12 protein-coding genes and 1 pseudogene are annotated in these 18,064 nt (G+C 67.1%); 9 read left to right on the forward strand and 4 right to left on the reverse strand.

What is annotated here, in order from left to right; translation table 11 throughout:
- Positions 1 to 141: 141 nt before the first annotated feature.
- Genes HV783_RS18095 through dapA form a run of 5 tightly spaced genes read left to right on the forward strand, consistent with a single transcriptional unit; the run spans position 142 to position 6,521 of the window.
- A complete protein-coding gene (locus tag HV783_RS18095; RefSeq protein WP_064525073.1) occupies positions 142 to 1,569 on the forward strand; it encodes an FAD-binding oxidoreductase in 1,428 nt (475 codons plus the stop codon).
- 39 nt (positions 1,570 to 1,608) lie between these two features.
- Positions 1,609 to 2,691 (forward strand): ABC transporter substrate-binding protein, encoded by a 1,083-nt coding sequence (locus HV783_RS18100; RefSeq protein ID WP_054500516.1) that lies wholly within the window; start codon positions 1,609 to 1,611, stop codon positions 2,689 to 2,691.
- Between the two features lie 22 nt (positions 2,692 to 2,713).
- Positions 2,714 to 3,802 carry an ABC transporter ATP-binding protein gene (locus HV783_RS18105; RefSeq protein ID WP_175189610.1) on the forward strand — a complete coding sequence of 363 codons (1,089 nt, stop codon included), beginning with the start codon at positions 2,714 to 2,716 and terminating at the stop codon, positions 3,800 to 3,802.
- 4 nt (positions 3,803 to 3,806) lie between these two features.
- A complete protein-coding gene (locus tag HV783_RS18110) occupies positions 3,807 to 5,582 on the forward strand; it encodes an ABC transporter permease subunit (RefSeq protein ID WP_175167006.1) in 1,776 nt (591 codons plus the stop codon).
- Between the two features lie 36 nt (positions 5,583 to 5,618).
- Positions 5,619 to 6,521 (forward strand): 4-hydroxy-tetrahydrodipicolinate synthase, encoded by a 903-nt coding sequence (dapA, locus tag HV783_RS18115; protein ID WP_175189611.1) that lies wholly within the window; start codon positions 5,619 to 5,621, stop codon positions 6,519 to 6,521.
- Positions 6,522 to 6,572: 51 nt separating this feature from the next.
- Here dapA and HV783_RS18120 read toward each other — a convergent pair whose 3' ends face one another.
- From HV783_RS18120 to HV783_RS18135, 4 genes are all read right to left on the reverse strand, one after another.
- Positions 6,573 to 7,400: an IclR family transcriptional regulator gene (locus tag HV783_RS18120; protein WP_054500514.1), complete on the reverse strand. Its 828-nt coding sequence runs from the start codon at positions 7,398 to 7,400 to the stop codon at positions 6,573 to 6,575.
- 129 nt (positions 7,401 to 7,529) lie between these two features.
- Positions 7,530 to 8,309: a phytanoyl-CoA dioxygenase family protein gene (locus HV783_RS18125; protein ID WP_054500513.1), complete on the reverse strand. Its 780-nt coding sequence runs from the start codon at positions 8,307 to 8,309 to the stop codon at positions 7,530 to 7,532.
- Positions 8,310 to 8,481: 172 nt separating this feature from the next.
- Positions 8,482 to 9,600, reverse strand: coding sequence for an AI-2E family transporter (locus tag HV783_RS18130; RefSeq protein WP_175189612.1), 1,119 nt, complete (start codon positions 9,598 to 9,600; stop codon positions 8,482 to 8,484).
- Positions 9,601 to 9,782: 182 nt separating this feature from the next.
- A complete protein-coding gene (locus HV783_RS18135; RefSeq protein WP_144655639.1) occupies positions 9,783 to 10,847 on the reverse strand; it encodes a LysR family transcriptional regulator in 1,065 nt (354 codons plus the stop codon).
- A gap of 393 nt (positions 10,848 to 11,240) precedes the next feature.
- On the opposite strand from HV783_RS18135, the gene HV783_RS18140 reads away from it, so the two are divergent.
- The 4 genes and pseudogenes from HV783_RS18140 to HV783_RS18155 all read left to right on the forward strand — a co-directional run.
- On the forward strand, positions 11,241 to 12,431 hold the full coding sequence (locus tag HV783_RS18140; protein WP_081273391.1) for an efflux RND transporter periplasmic adaptor subunit: 1,191 nt from the start codon (positions 11,241 to 11,243) through the stop codon (positions 12,429 to 12,431).
- 36 nt (positions 12,432 to 12,467) lie between these two features.
- Positions 12,468 to 15,683: an efflux RND transporter permease subunit gene (locus HV783_RS18145; RefSeq protein ID WP_054500511.1), complete on the forward strand. Its 3,216-nt coding sequence runs from the start codon at positions 12,468 to 12,470 to the stop codon at positions 15,681 to 15,683.
- A 67-nt stretch (positions 15,684 to 15,750) separates the two neighbouring features.
- The gene (locus HV783_RS18150; protein ID WP_175167004.1) at positions 15,751 to 17,238 is read left to right on the forward strand and encodes an efflux transporter outer membrane subunit; all 1,488 of its coding nucleotides are present in this window, start codon (positions 15,751 to 15,753) and stop codon (positions 17,236 to 17,238) included.
- Positions 17,239 to 17,904: 666 nt separating this feature from the next.
- Positions 17,905 to 18,064 (forward strand): annotated as a pseudogene (locus tag HV783_RS18155) (IS256 family transposase); the annotation flags it as partial.

The following is an 18,064-nucleotide window of genomic DNA, read 5'->3' on the forward strand; positions in this document are numbered from 1 at the left end:
TTGCCCGGATGTTCCGCCCTAGGACATACCCTCAATTCAATCGTTATACGATTACTTAAATCGAAAAGCGATTTAAGTAATCGTATGCTGTGTCTCAACGTGATCGGCTTTTCTACCCCCGATCTCCATGGGACGACAGACATGACCACAGGCACCTCCCTGCTCGATGCGCTCATCCAGGCCTTGGGCGACAGCGCGATCCTGCGCACCGACACCGACATGGCCGGCTACACCGAAGACTGGCGCGGCCGCTACAAGGGCGCGGCGCTCTGCGTGGCCCTGCCGAATTCCACGCAGCAGGTCGCCGACATCGTGCGCCTGTGCAACGCCCACGCCACCCCCGTGCTGCCGCAAGGCGGCAACACCAGCCTGTGCGGCGGCGCGGTGCCGGACGAAGCGGGCCCGCCCCCCGTCATCGTCAATCTCTCCCGCCTGCGCCAGATCCGCCGCGTGGACCCGGCCAACAACTCGATGGAAGTCGAAGCCGGCTGCGTGCTGGCCGCCGTGCAGCAGGCCGCCGCGGAACAAGGCCGCCTGTATCCCATCAGCCTGGGCGCGGAAGGTTCATGCCAGATCGGCGGCACCATCGCCACCAACGCCGGCGGCACCGGCGTGCTGCGCTACGGCAATACGCGCGACAACATCCTGGGCCTGGAGGTCGTGCTGCCCGACGGCTCCATCTGGAACGGCCTGACCGCCCTGCGCAAGAACAATACGGGTTTCGACCTGAAGCACCTGTTCATCGGCGCCGAAGGCACCTTGGGCATCGTGACCGCGGCCGTGCTGAAGCTGCACCCGCTGCCCACCCGCCACGCCATCGCCTGGCTGGCGCCCACCGATCCGCAGGCCGCGCTCGATATCCTGGGCCTGTTCCAGCAGCAGTGCGGCTCGCGCCTGTCCGCCTTCGAGATGATCGACAGCAATCAGTTGGACATCGTCATGGCGCACGTGCCCGGCCGCAAGAATCCGCTCAGTGGCGCGCATCCGTGGCATGTGCTGGTGGAGCTGTCGGACACCGGCAGCGGGACGGAACTGCAGGACGTGCTGCAGCAGATCCTGGAGCAGGCGTCCGAACAGGGCCTGCTGCACGATGCCGTGGTGGCCAGCAACGACAGCCAGCGCGCCGCGCTCTGGGAAGTCCGCCACAGCGTCTCGGAAGGCAACAAGAAAGCGGGCGTGGGCCTGACCACCGACAGCGCGGTGCCCGTCTCGAGCGTGCCGCGATTCATCGCCGCCGCCACCGACGCCGTGCGCCGCCTGGTGCCCGACCTGCCCATCCTGATCGTCGCCCACCTGGGCGACGGCAACGTCCACTTCATTCCGTTTTTCACGTTCGACGCGTGGAACGCGCTGCCCGAGCGCGACGCCATGGCGGCCGCCATCCGCCGCGCCGTCAACGACGTGGCCGATGCGCTGGGCGGCACCTTCAGCGCCGAGCATGGCGTGGGCCGCACGTCGCTGGCCGAAATGGCGCACTACAAGTCCCCGGTCGAACTGGCCATGATGCGCACGCTGAAAGCCAGCTTCGATCCCGCCGCCCTCTTCAATCCCGGTCGCTTGCTGCCCTGAAGCCGCCCTTTCCGTCCGCCGTCCCGCTGGAGCCCTTCCATGAAATCCACCTCCTACAACGCCTCGCGCCGCCGCGCGCTCAAGACCGCCGCCGCCGGCGTCGCCACCCTGGCCATGCCCATGATCTGGACGCCGTCGCGCGCGGCCTCCAAGCGCATCGTCGTGCGCGATGACGGCGGCATCTACAGCAAGGCCTATGGCGCGGTGTTCTACAAGCCGTTCACGGACGCCACCGGCATCCAGGTGGTGGGCGTGCAGGCCAACGCCGAGCCCACCGCGCAGATCCGCAGCATGGTGGACACCGGCAACTACACCTGGGACATGGCCAAGATCAGCCAGCCCGCCATCCTGATGCTCACCGAAGGCGGCAAGGTCTACCTGGAAAAACATGGCCTGGAATCCGACCCGGTCGTGGCCACCATCCCCAAGCAATACATGTCTCCCTATGGCGTGGGCAACAACGTCTACACCACGGTGCTGGCCTATCGCACCGACGCCTTCAAGGGCCGCCGCGCCCCGGCGTCGTGGGCGGACTTCTGGGACGTCAAGAACATCCCCGGCCGGCGCGGCCTGCGCAAGCATCCGTTCGACACCATCGAGGAAGCGTTGATGGCCGACGGCGTGCCGACCGACAAGGTCTACCCCTGCGACATCGACCGCGCCCTGGCCAGCCTGGACAAGATCAAGCCGTCGGTCGATGTGTGGTGGAACACCGGCGCGCAGGTCGAGCAGATGCTGGGCTCCGGCGAAGTCGACATGATCGCCACCTGGGTCTCGCGCGCCCAATCGGCCATCGCCAACGGCGCGCCCGTGCAGATCGTGTGGGACCAGAACATCTGGGGCTGCGACAACTGGTCGATCCTGAAGGGCACGCCCAACGCCGACGCCTGCCGCGAATTCATCAAGTTCGCCTCGGACCCCAAGCGCCAGGCCGCGCTGGTCGAGTTCTTCGCCGCCGGCGTGACCCAACCCGCCGCGTTCGACCACATCAAGCCCGACGTGGCGCGCAATTGCCCCACCCACCCCGACAACATCAAGACCGGCCTGCACATCAACGCCGCCTACTGGCTGGACAAGCAGCGCGACGTGCTCGAGCGCTTCAACGGTTGGGTCTTGAAGTAACACCTTGCATACGCCGAACACCATGTCTTCTTCCAATCTGCAGATCTCGGGCCTGGGCAAGCGCTACGGCGATTTCGTCGCCCTGGCGCCCACGCACCTGGATGTCGCCCGCGGCGAATTCCTGACCCTGCTGGGCCCGTCCGGGTCCGGCAAGACCACGCTGCTGAGCCTGATCGCGGGCCTGGCCAGGCCCGACGAAGGCCGCGTGCTGATCGACGGCAACGACGTCACCCACGGCGCGCCGTACGAGCGGGACATCGGCATGGTGTTCCAGAACTATGCGCTGTTCCCGCACATGACCATCCTGGAGAACATCGCCTTTCCGCTGAAGATGCGCAAGGTGCCGGCGGCCGAGGCGAAGCGGCGCGCGCAGGAAGCGCTGGACATGGTGCGGCTGCCGCAGGTCGGCGCGCGCCTGCCGCGCGAACTGTCGGGCGGCCAGCAGCAGCGCATCGCGCTGGCGCGCTGCATGGTCTACCGCCCCGCGATCATCCTGATGGACGAACCGCTGGGCGCGCTGGACAAGAAGCTGCGCGACCAGATGCAACTGGAGATCAAGCGCATCCACCGCGAACTGGGCACCACCATCGTCTACGTGACGCATGACCAGGAAGAAGCCATGACCATGTCCGACCGCATCTGCCTGATGAATGGCGGCGCGATCGAGCAACTGGGCACGCCAGCCGACCTGTACTTCCGCCCGCGCACCCTGTTCGTGGCGGACTTCCTGGGCGAATCCAACCTGCTGCAGGGCGAGGTCACGGCCATCGACGGCCCTACCTTGACGGTCAAATTGGCGCAGCAGGGCGTCACCGGACAGGCCCTGTCCAACGGCGCCGCGATCAAGGTCGGCCAGAAGGTCACGTTGATGGTGCGGCCACAGAACCTGCAGGCCGGCCCCGCCCGGGAGCACGGCCAGGCCCTGACCGGCAGGCTGCTCGACGTGATGGTGACCGGCAGCCTGACCAAGCTCTATCTGGATTCGGGCGCGCCCGACAGCGCCCCGCTCGTGGTCGCCTACCCGACGCGCCGCCAGGCCGAGCAGTACGCCATCGGCCAGCCGCTGTCGGTGACCTGGCAGGCCGCCGACGCGGTCGCCATCGCGGAGTGACCGCATGAGCCCCCTCGCCCCTCCCCGCAAGCGCATGAGCCAGGGCCGCCGCCATTTCCTCATGGCCGCGCCGCTGGCGATCCTGTTGCTGGTGCTGCTGATCTATCCGGTGGGCCAGTTGCTGCTGCTGAGCTTCTACGGCGACCAGGGCTTCTCGCTGGCGCAATACCACCGGCTGTTCGAGTCGTCGGTGTACGTCAACGTGCTGCTCATCACGCTGAAGATCTCGCTCTGGACGACTTTCTTTGCCGTGGTGGCCGGCTACCCGGTCGCGTACCTGATCTCGAGCCTGTCGGCCCGGCGCAAGACGTCGCTGCTGTTCTGGGTGTTGCTGTCGTTCTGGACCAGCTTCCTGGTGCGCACCTTCGCGTGGGTCGTGCTGCTGGGCCGCAACGGCGTGGTCAACCAGATGCTGCAGGCGCTGGGCATTCTGGATGCGCCGGCCAACCTGCTCTACAACTTCGGCAGCGTGCTGGTCGGCATGGTGCATGCGCTGATGCCGCTGGCGGTGCTGACGATGCTGTCGGTCATGGAGAACATCGACCGCAACCTGCCGCGCGCCGCGTCCACCCTGGGCGCGCGCCCGGGCACCGCGTTCTGGAAGATCTACTTCCCGCTGTCCATGCCCGGCGTGGCCGCCGCGGCCATCATGGTGTTCGTCACCGCCATCGGCTTTTTCATCACCCCGGCGCTGCTGGGCGGCCGCAAGGAGACGATGATCACCCAGATCATCATCGACCAGGTGCAGCAGACCATGAACTGGGAATTCGCCGGCGCGGTGTCGGTGCTGCTGCTGGTGGTGGTGCTGGCCGTGTTCGCGCTGTACGACCGCATATTGGGCCTGTCGACCATGACCGGCGCCGGCGCGTCGCGCCCCCGCGCCTCGGCCAAGCCCGGCCTGGCGCGCCGCGCGGGCGAGGCCCTGCTGGACCTGCTGGCCGCGCTGTCCGACCGCCTGTTCTCGCTGCTGCCCACGCGCCTGCGCCGTTCGGTGTCGGGCACCGGCCAATCGCGCACCCTGTGGTGGATCGTGCTGGCGGTGCTGGCCTTCCTGTCCGCGCCCGCCTTCCTGATGATCCCGCTGTCGTTCGATTCCGGTTCCGGCCTGACCTGGCCGCCCAAGGGCTTTTCGCTGCAGTGGTACGAGCAGATGTTCACGTCGCCGGTATGGATGCAGGCCATCACGCGCTCGCTGGTCGTGGGCGTGGGCACCGGCCTGCTGGCCATGCTGATCGGCACGCCGGCCGCCTTCCTGCTGGTGCGCGCCGACATGCGCGGCAAGTCCGCCATGCTGGCCTTCGTGCTGTCGCCCATCGTGGTGCCGCGCATGATCATCGCGGTGGGCATGTTCTATTTCTTCGCCCGCGTCGGCCTGGTCGGTTCGACCGTCGGCCTGATCCTGGCGCACACGGTGGTAGCGGTGCCGTACGTGGTGATCACCATGATGGCGGTGCTGCGCAACTACGACACGCGCCTGGACCTGGCGGCGCAGAGCCTGGGCGCGGGGCCCTGGTCGACGCTGCGCTTCGTGACCTTCCCGATCCTCGGCGCGGGGCTGATGTCATCGTTCCTGTTCGCTTTCGCGACCTCGTTCGACGAGCTGACGATCGCGCTGTTCGCCTCGGGCGGCCTGAACGCCACCCTGCCCAAGCAGTTCTGGGATGAGGTGACGCTGCAGATCTCCCCGGTGATCGCCGCCGTGTCCACCTGCCTGTTTATCTTCATCGCCGCGCTGATCTGGCTCGCCGACCGGCTGCGCCGCCGCAGCCTGGCGGGCTGAGGCGCGGCGCCGTTTCCCTTCCATCAGGATTTTTCCATGTTGAATGCAAGCCACCTGCGCGGCGTGTTTCCCGCGATTCCCACCCCGGTCAACGCCGACGACACTATCAACGCCCCGGCGGCCCAGGCGCTGATCGCCTACCTGCTCAAGCAGGGCATCGACGGCATCGTGCCGCTGGGCGGCACGGGCGAATACGGTGCTTTGGCGCGGGCCGAACGCATCCGCATGTGCAAGCTGACGGTGGATGCCGTGGCCAAGCGCGTGCCGGTGATCCCCGGCGTGCTGGACCCGGGCTTTCACGACGCCCTGCAGGCCGGCCGCGAGTTCGCCGACGCGGGCGCCGACGCGCTGATGGTGCTGACGCCCTACTACACGACCCCCACCCAGGCCGGCATCCGCGACTATTTCCTGCGCTACGCCGACGCATCGCCGCTGCCGGTGATGATCTACGAGATCCCGTATCGCACGCGCATCGCGATCGCGCCGGAAGTGCTGCACGAACTGTCGCGCCACCCGAACATCATCGGCATGAAGGCCTGCAACACGGACATGTACCACTTCCTGCGCACGGTGGCCGGCGTGGACGAATCATTCGCCGTGTTCAGCGGCGAGGACACGCTGCTGCCGGTTCACCTGGCCGCCGGCGCCCAAGGCGGCGTCGTGGTGACGGCGAGCCTGCTGCCCAAGGCCTGGCGCAAGGTCTATGACCTGGCCGCCGAAGGCCACACGCGCGACGCCATGCTGCTGCACCGCCGCCTGATCCCGCTGATGAACCTTGCGTTCGCCGAGACCAATCCCGGACCGATGAAGTCCGTGATGGACCTGATCGGCGTCGATGCGCCGGAAGTCCTGGATCCCCTGGTGCAGCCCGGGGCCGACCTGCAGGCGTCCTTGCGCGCGGTGGTCAAGCCGTTGCTGGCGGAGTTCGAAGGCGTTTGAGCCAGGCGATTCGGGAAGGACTGGGTGCGATCGATCGACGGCGCCCGGTCCTTACCTCGAATACGCCGAGAACTTGGACTTGGAGATGGACGTGGCCGCCACCTGCACGTGCTGCGCCAACTCCGCCTCGACCCTGGCAACGGTCCATCGCGTCGTCGGCACGGAAATGTTGATCGCCGCCACCGCCAATCCGCGATGATCGATCACCGGCGCCGCCACCGAAATATCTCCCAGCACAGTTTCGTTCACGATGATCGCGTAGCCCTTCTCGGCCACGCGCTGCGCGCGTTCGAGCAGCTTGTCGGGATTGACTTCCGTGTAGGGCGTGATCGGCTCCAGGCGGGTCTGCGCCAGGATTTCGCGGCGCTGCTCATCCGACAGGCGTGACAGGATCGCCGTGCCCGACGCGGTGAAAAAGGCCGGCAGGCGGCTGCCCACGGCGATGTCCACGTTGACCAGGTGATGGCCGGGAAAGCGGGCCACGAACACGATCTCGTGCCCGTCCAGCTCTTGCAGGTTGGTGGTTTCGCCCAGGGTGCGGCTGATGTCCAGCAGATAGGGCGACGCCTTGTCGATCAACTCATTGGCGCGCACGTAGTTGTACGAGAACTGCAGCACCTTCGGCGTCAGTCCGTAATTGCGCGTGTCCGGAATGCGGCGCAGATAACCCAGCATTTCCAGCGTGTAGACCAGGCGTTGCGTCGCGCTGCGGTCCAGGCCCGACGCGCGCGCGATGTCGGCCAGCGTCATGTGGCGCTTGGGGCCGTCGAAAGCATGCAGCACCTGGAAGGCTTTTTCGGTCGAGCCTACAAACAGCGAAGACCGGGTCTCGGTCGCCGCCTGCGTCTTGTCCGTATTGTCGGGCTTGCTTTTGGGCACGGGAAACAGCCTATTGAGGAAGTAACGTGCGCGCAGGTTGGAGCGCGCGGTTGCCGGCTTGCCGGCGGCAATCGCGCGTATCGCACACCAATTAATTGTAATTCAATTATTAATAGCTAATCCCGATTATCAAACGCAACCTGCCGCGGCCAGCGGCACGCCCGGCTGGCTTGCCGAGCGGGTGCCCGCCAGCGGATGGCAGGACTGCGGATGATAGGTGTGCACCAGCGACAGCTTGACGCGATCGCTGCGGTTGCCCTGGGCCGCATGCAAAGTGCGGCAATGGAAGAACACCAGGTCGCCAGCGCGCAGCTCGGGGCAGACGGCGCGCGCGATCCATTCGGCGTTTTCGGGCGCATCGTCGCGGAAGAATTTCTTCTCGTCGAACTGCGCCGGCTGGAATGCGGCCGCGTGCGAACCGGGAATGAACGAGAGGCCGCCGTTGTCCCAGGTCTCGTCGCCCAGCGCCAGCCAACAGGACACCAGGTCGGTGTCGGAGAACGACCAGTAGCGGATGTCCTGGTGCCAGCCGGTCAGGCTGCCATAGGCCGGATGCTTGGTCATCACACAGTTGTGGTGCACGGTGGACAGCACCGGCGTCTCGCCGAAATAGCGGGCCAGCGATTGCCCGATGCGCGCATGGGTGGCCCATTGCGCGAACAAAGGATCGCGCCCGTAGGCGCTGAGCAGGCGCCGCACGGTGAGGCCGCCTTCGGCATTGCGTGACTCGGGCGCGCCGGGATAGCGCAGGTCCGCCTCGTATTCGATGGGCGCGATGTGCTCGCGCAGATGCCGCTCGGCCAGCGCGCGCAGCGCCGCCACCTCGGCGGGGTCGGCGAACTGCCGCGCGACCACGAAACCCTGCTCGCGCAGGACCGCTAACTCATCTTCTTGCAACGACCCGGACATGATGAACCTGCCAACCCCTCAGACCCCGCGGCGTAAGCTGCAAAGCGTCTGCGCACAGGGCAGGCGCGTGCCGGACGAGGCGCCGGCGATCGCGGGAGAGCTAGATTACACCCAAACGCGCGGCCGCTCGGGCGTATTCGCAACAGAACCGGCGGCCAGGGACCCTGGCCCTTCAGGCCTGCCCGCCTGTCGGTGTCTTGTCGGGCAGCGCGCCCGCCTTGATCCGTGCGGTATCCCGTTCGACTTCCTCGTGGTGCACCCACTCGCGCCACACGGCCACCAACAGCGCCATCAGCACCGGGCCGACGAACAGCCCGACGATGCCCATGGTCTTCACGCCGCCCACCAGGCCGAAGAAGGTCGGCAGGAACGGCAGCTTGACCGGGCCGCCCACCAGGCGCGGGCGCAGCGTCTTGTCGACGATGAACAATTCGACGCTGCCCCACACCATCAGCGCGATGCCCGCCACCATGTGGCCGGAACCGACCAGATACAGCGACACCAGCGTGAACGACAGCGGCGCGCCGCCGGGGATCAGCGCCATGAAGCCGGTGACCACGCCCAGCAGCACCGGCGACGGCACGCCGGCGACCCAGTAGGCGATGCCCAGCACCACGCCCTCGCCCAGCGCGATCAGGCCCATGCCGGTGACGGTGGAGTTGATGGTGGCCGGGACCACGCGCGAAAAGCGCTGCCAGCGCGCCGGCAGGATGCGTTCGCCCAGCACATCCAATTGGGCCACCATGCGCACGCCGTCCTTGTAGACGAAGAACAGCGTGATCAGCATGAACAGCACGGTGAGCAGCAGTTGGAACACGTTGCCGGTGGCGGCCAGCACCATGCGGTAGATGTTGCCCAGGTGTTCGCCGCTGACGGCCTCGACCAGCGCGCCCAGCGCATGCGGCTGGCCGATGTAGGCCTGCCAGTATTCGCCGAGGCGGTCGCCGACCACCGGCATCGAGGTGATCCAATTGGGAACGTCGACCCCATGCCGGTTGGCGGCGATGGCCCAGGCGAAGAAGGTGCTGGCTTCCTTGATGGCGTACGACAGCGCCAGCGACAGCGGCACGATCAGCACCACGATCACCACCAGCAGCGCCAGCGACGCGGCCAGCGCGGTGCGGCCGCCGCAGCGCTCGACCAGGCGCTGGTAAAGCGGCCAACTGGCCAGGCCGATGATCAACGCGGCCAGCGCGGGGACCAGGAAGCCGCTGAGGAAATATACCCCCGCCAACAGGACGAGCAGCAAAAGCCAACGGGCGATCAGGTAGGCGGGGAGTACAGGCTGCATAGAGCGGATCGACAGTGAATGCGTTGAGGCTTTGACTGTCGGACTATACAGACGTTTCGCGAAATACGAGGGACACAAGCCCCGTATTTACTACGGGGTTTCCCGGTGTTGCTGGATTTTGCCGGCGACTTGCCAGCGTGGCGGACGCTTTCGCGCCCGCCACGCGGACCGCCGAGCCCCGTCTACAGGGCGTATTCGGCGGCCTCTTCGCGCGCGGAGCGGCGGCGCGGCATGGGCTCGTTGGCGGCGGCCACGCCGGCCACGGCCATCTGCCTGGCGGGGCTGATCTGGCGCTGCTGGAACACGCCGCAACTGGCGGCGGCCGGATCGGTCTCGTCGCGGCCGCTGAGCAGCGGGCAACTGGCGAACAGTTCGGCCGCCCAGTCGGCGAACGCGCGCACCTTGGGCGAAAGCTGGCGGCTTTGCGGATACAGCACCGAGATCGCGGTGGCGCTGGGCTTCCATTGCGGCAGCACCTCGATCAGCTCGCCCGACTGCAGGTACGGCAGCGCCATGTAGCGCGGCGTCTGGATCAGGCCGAAGCCCTTCAGGCCGCAGTCCAGGTAGGCGCCGGCTTCGTTCACCGCGACGGTTCCGCGCATGTCCACTTCCTGGTGCTTGCCGTCGATCTTGAAGTCCCAGGCGCAGTTGCGGCCGGTGCGGCTGGAGAAATAATGCACCGCGTGGTGATTGCGCAGTTCCTCGATGGTCTGCGGCATGCCGTGGCGGGCGACGTAGGTCGGCGAGGCGCAGGTCACGGTCTGCAGCGTGCCGATGCGGCGCGCCACCAGGCTGGAATCCTCCAGGTCGCCGGCGCGGATGACGCAGTCGACGGCCTCCTGCACCATGTCCACCGGCCGGTCGCCCAGGCCGAGCACCAGCTCGACGTCGGGGTACTTGTCGTGGAAATCACACAATGAGGGAATCAGGATCAGCCGGCCGATACAGGTCGGTACGTCGATGCGCAGCCTCCCCTTCAGGCGCAGCGCCGCTTCCTGGAAGCAGGCCTCGGTTTCCTCGACGTCGGCCAGGATGCGCACGCAGTGCTGGTAATAGCCGGCGCCATCAGGCGTGAGGCCAATGCGGCGGGTGGTGCGGTTGAGCAGGCGCACGCCCAGCAGGCGTTCGAGGTTCTGGATGATGGTGGTGACGGTGGTGCGCGGAAGCGAGAGGCTGTCGGCCGCCCGGGTGAAGCTATTGGCGTCCACGACGCGCACAAACACCTGCATAGCCTGAAAACGGTCCATGGCGACGGTGTCCTTTAAGGGCAATTTGGTCGGGGTGTACGGAGCATAACCCGAAACCGCCCGGGATTAGACAAATCCACCGAACAGTGTTGCCGAGATAGCAGTGTTTATCCGCGCCCGTAAAACACTCAGAATGCAAACCATCTTGAAGTGCCCGTGCCGCCCGGCGCCATCCCAGGGCCTGTCAATCCTCAGATTCCGATCCCGGTAGAACCCGTCCCCAAATAGACGGATTTCACCAGGGAAGCGTAACCGCGTTGCATGTTGCACTGCAATATGACATCGGTGTTTCAGGACTGCCAGACCCGCCGCGATGCCCGCCCCCGCCGCCTCCCCGCCCCCCGCGGTCCCCGGCAAGCGCGCTTCACCCCGACATCACCCACAAGGAACATCATGGTTTCGCGTAATCGTATTGCTATGCTCGTCGTTTTCGCGGCCGTCATCGCGGCCGGCGGTGGCTACGCCCTGTTTCGCGCCCCGGCGGGCGCCAATGCGGCCCAGGCGCAGGGCGCGCCCGCCGCGCCCCCTGTCGAAGTGGCGGAAGTGGTCAACAAGACCATCGTCGACTGGCAGCGCTATTCCGGCCGCCTGGAAGCCATCGACCGCGTGGACATCCGTCCGCTGGTCTCCGGCACCCTGACCGCCGTGCACTTCCAGGACGGCAGCATCGTCAAGAAGGGCGACGTGCTGTTCACCATCGATCCGCGCCCCTACGCGGCCGAAGTGGACCGCGCCGCCGCCGCCCTGACCGCCGCCAAGGCCCGCGCCTCGTATACGGCCACCGAACTGGCGCGCGGCCAGCGCCTCTTGGCCGACAACGCCATCGCCCGCCGCGACTTTGAGGAAAAGCAGAACGCCGCGCGTGAAGCCGCGGCCAACCTGCAGGGCGCGCAGGCCGCGCTCGACTACGCCAAGCTCAACCTGGGCTACACCCGCATCGAGGCGCCGGTCGCCGGCCGCGTGTCGCGCGCGGAAGTCACCGTGGGCAACGTGGTCGCCGCCGGCGCCACCTCGGTGCCGCTGACCACACTGGTGTCGGTCTCGAAGATGTACGCCTCGTTCGACGTCGACGAACAGACCTTCCTGAAGTACGTGAACCCGGCCCGCAACGGCAAGGCCGGCTCGGTGCCGGTCGAGCTGGGCCTGGCCAACGAGGAAGGCTATTCGCGCACCGGCTTCGTGCAATCGGTGGACAACCGCCTGGACGCCACGTCCGGCACCATCCGCGTGCGCGCCGAGTTCGACAACGCCGACGGCACCCTGCTGCCCGGCCTGTACGCCCGCATCCGCCTGGGCGGCAGCGAGCCGCGCAGCGCCGTGCTGATCGACGAGAAGGCCATCGGCACCGACCAGGACAAACGCTACGTGCTGGTGCTGGACGACAAGAACCACGCCAACTACCGCCAGGTCAAGCTGGGCGCCAACCAGGAAGGCCTGCGGGTCGTGGACTCCGGCCTGGCCCCAGGCGAACGCATCGTGGTCAATGGATTGCAGCGCGTGCGCCCCGGCGACGCCGTGAGCCCGACCGTGGTGCCGATGGTCGCGGCGCAACGCAACCCGGTCAAGACGGCGGCCGCCAACTAAGCCGCCGGTGAACCGCAAAGCAGAACGAGAACGTTCATGAATATCTCGAAATTCTTCATCGACCGGCCGATCTTCGCCGGGGTGTTGTCCGTGCTGGTGTTGCTGGGCGGCCTGCTGGCCATGTTCCAGTTGCCGATCTCGGAATACCCGGAAGTGGTTCCGCCCTCGGTGGTGGTGCGCGCGCAGTATCCGGGCGCCAACCCCAAGGTCATCGCCGAAACCGTCGCCTCGCCGCTGGAGGAATCCATCAACGGCGTGGAAAACATGCTGTACATGCAGTCGCAGGCCAACAGCGACGGCAACCTGACGCTGACCGTCAACTTCAAGCTGGGCGTGGATCCGGACAAGGCGCAGCAACTGGTGCAGAACCGCGTGTCGCAGGCGCTGCCGCGCCTGCCGCCGGACGTGCAGCGGCTGGGCGTCACGACCACCAAGAGCTCGCCCACCCTGACGCTGGTGGTGCACCTGATCTCGCCCAACGACCGCTACGACATCACCTACCTGCGCAACTACGCGATCCTGAACATCAAGGACCGCCTGGCGCGCATTACCGGCGTGGGTGAAGTGACGGTGTGGGGCGCGGGCAACTACTCGATGCGCGTGTGGCTCGACCCGCAGAAGGTCGCGCAGCGCGGCATGACCGCCGCCGAAGTGGTCGCGGCCATCCGCGAGCAGAACGTGCAGGTCGCCGCCGGCGTGATCGGCGCTTCCCCCACCCAGGGCGACGTGCCGCTGCAACTGAACGTGAATGCGCGCGGCCGCCTGCAGACCGAAGAGGAATTCCGCGACATCATCCTCAAGACCTCGCCCGACGGCGCCGTGACGCACCTGTCCGACGTGGCCCGCGTGGAACTGGATGCCCAGGAATACGGCCTGCGTTCGCTGCTGGACAACAAGCAGGCGGTGGGCATGGGCATCATGCAATCGCCGGGCGCCAACGCGCTGGACGTGTCGTCGCAAGTGCGCGCCGCCATGGTCGAGCTGGCCCAGGACTTCCCGCCGGGCGTGGAATACCGCATCGAATACGACCCGACCCAGTTCGTGCGTTCCAGTATCGAGGCCGTGGTGCACACGCTGCTGGAAGCCATCGCCCTGGTGGTGCTGGTAGTTATCCTGTTCCTGCAGACCTGGCGCGCGTCCATCATCCCGCTGCTGGCGGTGCCGGTGTCGATCGTGGGTACGTTCGGCCTGCTGTTGATGTTCGGCTATTCCATCAACGCCCTGTCGTTGTTCGGGATGGTGCTGGCCATCGGGATCGTGGTCGACGACGCGATCGTGGTGGTGGAAAACGTCGAGCGCAACATCGCGGCGGGCCTGAGCCCGCGGGATGCAACCTATCGCGCCATGCGCGAGGTGAGCGGCCCCATCATCGCCATCGCGCTGACGCTGTGCGCGGTGTTCGTGCCGCTGGCGTTCATGACGGGCCTGACCGGCCAGTTCTACAAGCAGTTCGCCATGACCATCGCCATCTCGACGGTGATCTCGGCCTTCAACTCGCTGACGCTGTCGCCGGCCCTGTCGGCCCTGCTGCTCAAGAGCCACCACGACAAGCCGGACTGGCTGACGCGGGGCATGAACCGCGTGTTCGGCCGCTTCTTCAACTGGTTCAACAACATGTTCGGCCGCGCCTCGGAGAACTACGGCGTGGGCGTGTCCGGCGTAATCCGCCGCAAGGCCGGCGCCATGGGCGTCTATGCGGTGCTGGTGGCCGCCACCATCGGCGTGTCGTACCTGGTTCCCGGCGGCTTCGTGCCGGCGCAGGACAAGCAGTACCTGATCGGCTTCACGCAGTTGCCCAACGGCGCCTCGCTGGACCGCACCGAAGAGGTGATCCGCCAGATGAGCGACATCGCCCTGAAGGAGCCTGGCGTGCAGAGCGCCATCGCCTTCCCGGGCCTGTCGATCAACGGCTTCACCAACAGCTCGAGCGCCGGCATCGTGTTCGTGACGCTCAAGCCGTTCGAAGAGCGCAAGGGCGCGGCGCTGTCGGGCAACGCCATCGCCGCGTCGCTGAACCAGAAGTTCGGCGCCATCCAGCAGGCATTCATCGCCGTGTTCCCGCCCCCGCCGGTGCTCGGCCTGGGCACGCTGGGCGGCTTCAAGCTGCAACTGGAAGACCGCTCGGCGCTGGGCTATGCCGAGCTGGACAAGGCCAAGCAGGCGTTCCTGGCCAAGGCGCGCCAGACGCCCGAACTGGGCCCGGCGTTCTCGAGCTACGAGATCAACGTGCCGCAGTTGGACGTCGACCTGGACCGGGTCAAGGCCAAGCAGTTGGGCGTGCCGGTGACGGAAGTGTTCGACACCATGCAGATCTACCTCGGTTCGATGTACGTCAACGACTTCAACCGGTTCGGTCGCGTGTTCCAGGTGCGGGCCCAGGCGGATGCGCCGTTCCGCGCCCACGCCGACGACATCCTGCAGCTCAAGACCCGCAATGCGGCGGGTGACATGGTGCCGCTGTCGTCGCTGGTGACGGTCAAGCAGACCTTCGGTCCGGAAATGGTGGTGCGCTACAACGGCTACACCGCCGCCGACATCAACGGCGGTCCGGCCCCGGGCTACTCGACCAACCAGGCGCAGGCCGCGGCCGAGCGCGTGGCGGCGGAAACCCTGCCGCGCGGCGTGAAGTTCGAGTGGACCGACCTGACGTACCAGCAGATCCTGGCGGGCAACGCCGGCCTGTGGGTGTTCCCGATCAGCGTGCTGCTGGTGTTCCTGGTGCTGGCCGCGCTGTATGAAAGCCTGACCCTGCCGCTGGCCGTGATCCTGATCGTGCCGATGAGCATCCTGGCGGCGCTGACCGGCGTCTACCTGACGGGCAACGACAACAACATCTTCACCCAGATCGGCTTGATGGTGCTGGTGGGGCTGTCGGCGAAGAACGCGATCCTGATCGTGGAATTCGCCCGCGAGCTGGAAATGAACGGCCGCTCGCCGCTGGAAGCCGCGATCGAGGCCAGCCGCCTGCGCCTGCGTCCGATCCTGATGACGTCGATCGCCTTCATCATGGGTGTGGTGCCGCTGGTGCTGTCGTCCGGCGCCGGTTCGGAAATGCGCCACGCCATGGGGGTCGCGGTGTTCTTCGGCATGCTCGGCGTGACGCTGTTCGGCCTGTTCCTGACGCCGGTGTTCTACGTGCTGCTGCGTTCGATGGGCGGCAAGAAATTGCACTCGGCCGCGCCGCACGAAGCGCCCGTGTGCGTGCCGCACATCGACCCGCACGCGCCGCCCGCGCCGCAGCACAACGCCTGATCCGGCCCGCAAAAATAGCCAGCGCGTCCCGTCCCGAACGGCGGGGCGCGCGCCCAAGAGAATCGTCATGAAGACCAAAAGACTGATCCGCGGTTCCGCCCTGCTTGCCGTCCTGCTCGTGCTGGCCGGCTGCGCGGTGGGTCCGACCTACGAACGGCCCGCGGCCGCCACGCCGGCGGCCTACAAGGAAGCCGCCCTGCCCGCCTCGGAAGCGGGCACCTGGAAGACCGCCCAACCCTCGGAAGAGCAGTTGCGCGGCGAATGGTGGAAGGTGTTCGGCGACGAAGGCCTGAACCAGTTGCAGGAAGAGGCCCTGAAGGCCAACCAGAACCTGCAGGCCGCCGCCGCCCGCCTGACGCAGGCCCGCGCGCTGCAACGCGAGGCCCGCGCCGGCTTCTTCCCCAGCCTGGACGCGGGCTTCGGCCCGAACCGCCAGCGCCCCTCGGCAGTGTCGCAAGGCCTGCCTGACGGCACGCCGACGCGGCCGGTGACCACCTGGCGCGCGCAAGGCACGGTGTCGTACGAGGCCGACCTGTTCGGCCGCGTCGCCTCCACCGCCGACGCCGCCACCGCCGATGCGCAGCAGAGCGAGGCGCTGTACCGCTCGGTGCTGCTGGCGCTGCAGGCCGATGTCGCCACCACCTATTTCCTGGTGCGCGAGCAGGACGCCGAAGCCGCGCTGTACCGCCAGACGGTGCAACTGCGCACCGAGACGCTGCAACTGATCCAGCGCCGCTATGACGCGGGCGACATCAGCGAGCTGGACCTGGCGCGCGCCAAGGCCGAGCTGGCCTCGGCGCAATCGGAAGCGCTGGGGATCGACCGCCGCCGCGCCGCCGGCGAACACGCGCTGGCCGTGTTGCTGGGCCGCGCGCCGTCGGAGTTCGCGATGCCGCCCAAGCCGATCGAGAAGGTGGCGCTGTCGATCCCGGCCGGCCTGCCGTCGACGCTGCTGGAACGCCGCCCCGACATCGCCGCGGCCGAGCGCGCCATGGCTGCCGCCAATGCCCGTGTGGGCGCGGCCAAGTCGGCGTTCTTCCCGCGCCTGGACATCACGGGCGCGTTCGGCTACGAGTCGTCGGAGCTGGGCAACCTGTTCCAATGGTCGAGCCGCACGTTCCTGCTAGGCCCGCTGGTCGGCGCCGCGCTGTCGATGCCGATCTTCGACGGCGGCCGCCGCCAGGCCGGCCTGGACCGCGCCCGCGCGGTGTACGAGGAAGACGTGGCGGTGTACCGCCAGACGGTCCTGAACGCCTTCCGCGAAGTCGAGGACAACCTGTCCAACCTGCGCATCCTGGCCGACCAGACCCGCGCGCAGGACGCCGCGGTGGAGGCCTCGGCCCGCGCCGCCAAGCTCTCGCACACGCAATACCGCGAAGGCTCGATCAGCTATCTCGACGTGATCGAAGCGGATCGCAGTGTGCTGCTGCAGCAGCGGGTGGCCGTGCAATTGAGCGGTGAGCAGGCGCGGTCGGCGGTGGATCTGATTCGGGCGATCGGGGGCGGGTGGGGGAATCCGGTTCCTGGGGCGGAGGCTGTGGCGGCCAATCGTTAGTTGTTCATTGCTCGAGCATTGCGTTAGGTGCTGTTAGCGATGATGAGTCGGTCTTCGTAGGTCGCCCCTCGGGCGGGCGGCCCCGATGGCGGGCGCCCACGATTGCGGTCCGGAGCGTTCGCTCCGGACTTCCCCTGCCTCATCCTCGTCCTCGCCTTCGGCGACTCCTTCGGATTCCGTCGGGCGCATCGAGGTTGCCCGCCATCGGGGCCGCCCGCCCGAGGGGCTACGAGCGTCTGGGCTTGTCGCGCTGCTAGAGCCGGGTGCGGGGAAGGGAATTTGCGGGGCTGCCCATCGCGGCCGCGCGGGCGGCCACGATAGGCGTCTGTGCATCTGAAAGTGAAGCGGGTGCGCTGCGCGCGGGTGGCGAGCGGTTTTCTGGTGGTTCCGCTCCGAAGGGGGAGGGGGTAATGGCGGCGCGTTGAGGGCTGGCTTGCGCGTGACGAGCGCGTGCGCCGCCGACAACAGTCGTGGTGCTGGCAGCCGCGCAATCGCACCGGATAGCGCCCTTTTCGTGGTGCCGATAGCCGTGCAATAGCATCGGATGGGGGGCCTTTCCACACGCGAGAGCGTCATCATCCCGACGCAAGACACCACGTAAGCCGCAAAAGGGAGTGTCATAAATTTTGTGTTTGAGGCCTAACATACCGCTCAAGGAGCATGTGTATGGCCACAAAGAAGAGACTTCCCCTGCGCGAGTTGCCGTCGATTCCGGCAGACCTGGTAGATCAATTCGTTAAAGGCCCGATGACCGCGGAGGCGGTGCAGGACCTGTCGATGGCGTTCAAGAAGGCGCTGATCGAGCGGGCCCTGGGGGCTGAGCTTG

It is taken from the genome of Achromobacter dolens (assembly GCF_902859745.1).
In the GTDB taxonomy this organism is placed as follows: Bacteria; Pseudomonadota; Gammaproteobacteria; order Burkholderiales; family Burkholderiaceae_B; genus Achromobacter; species Achromobacter dolens.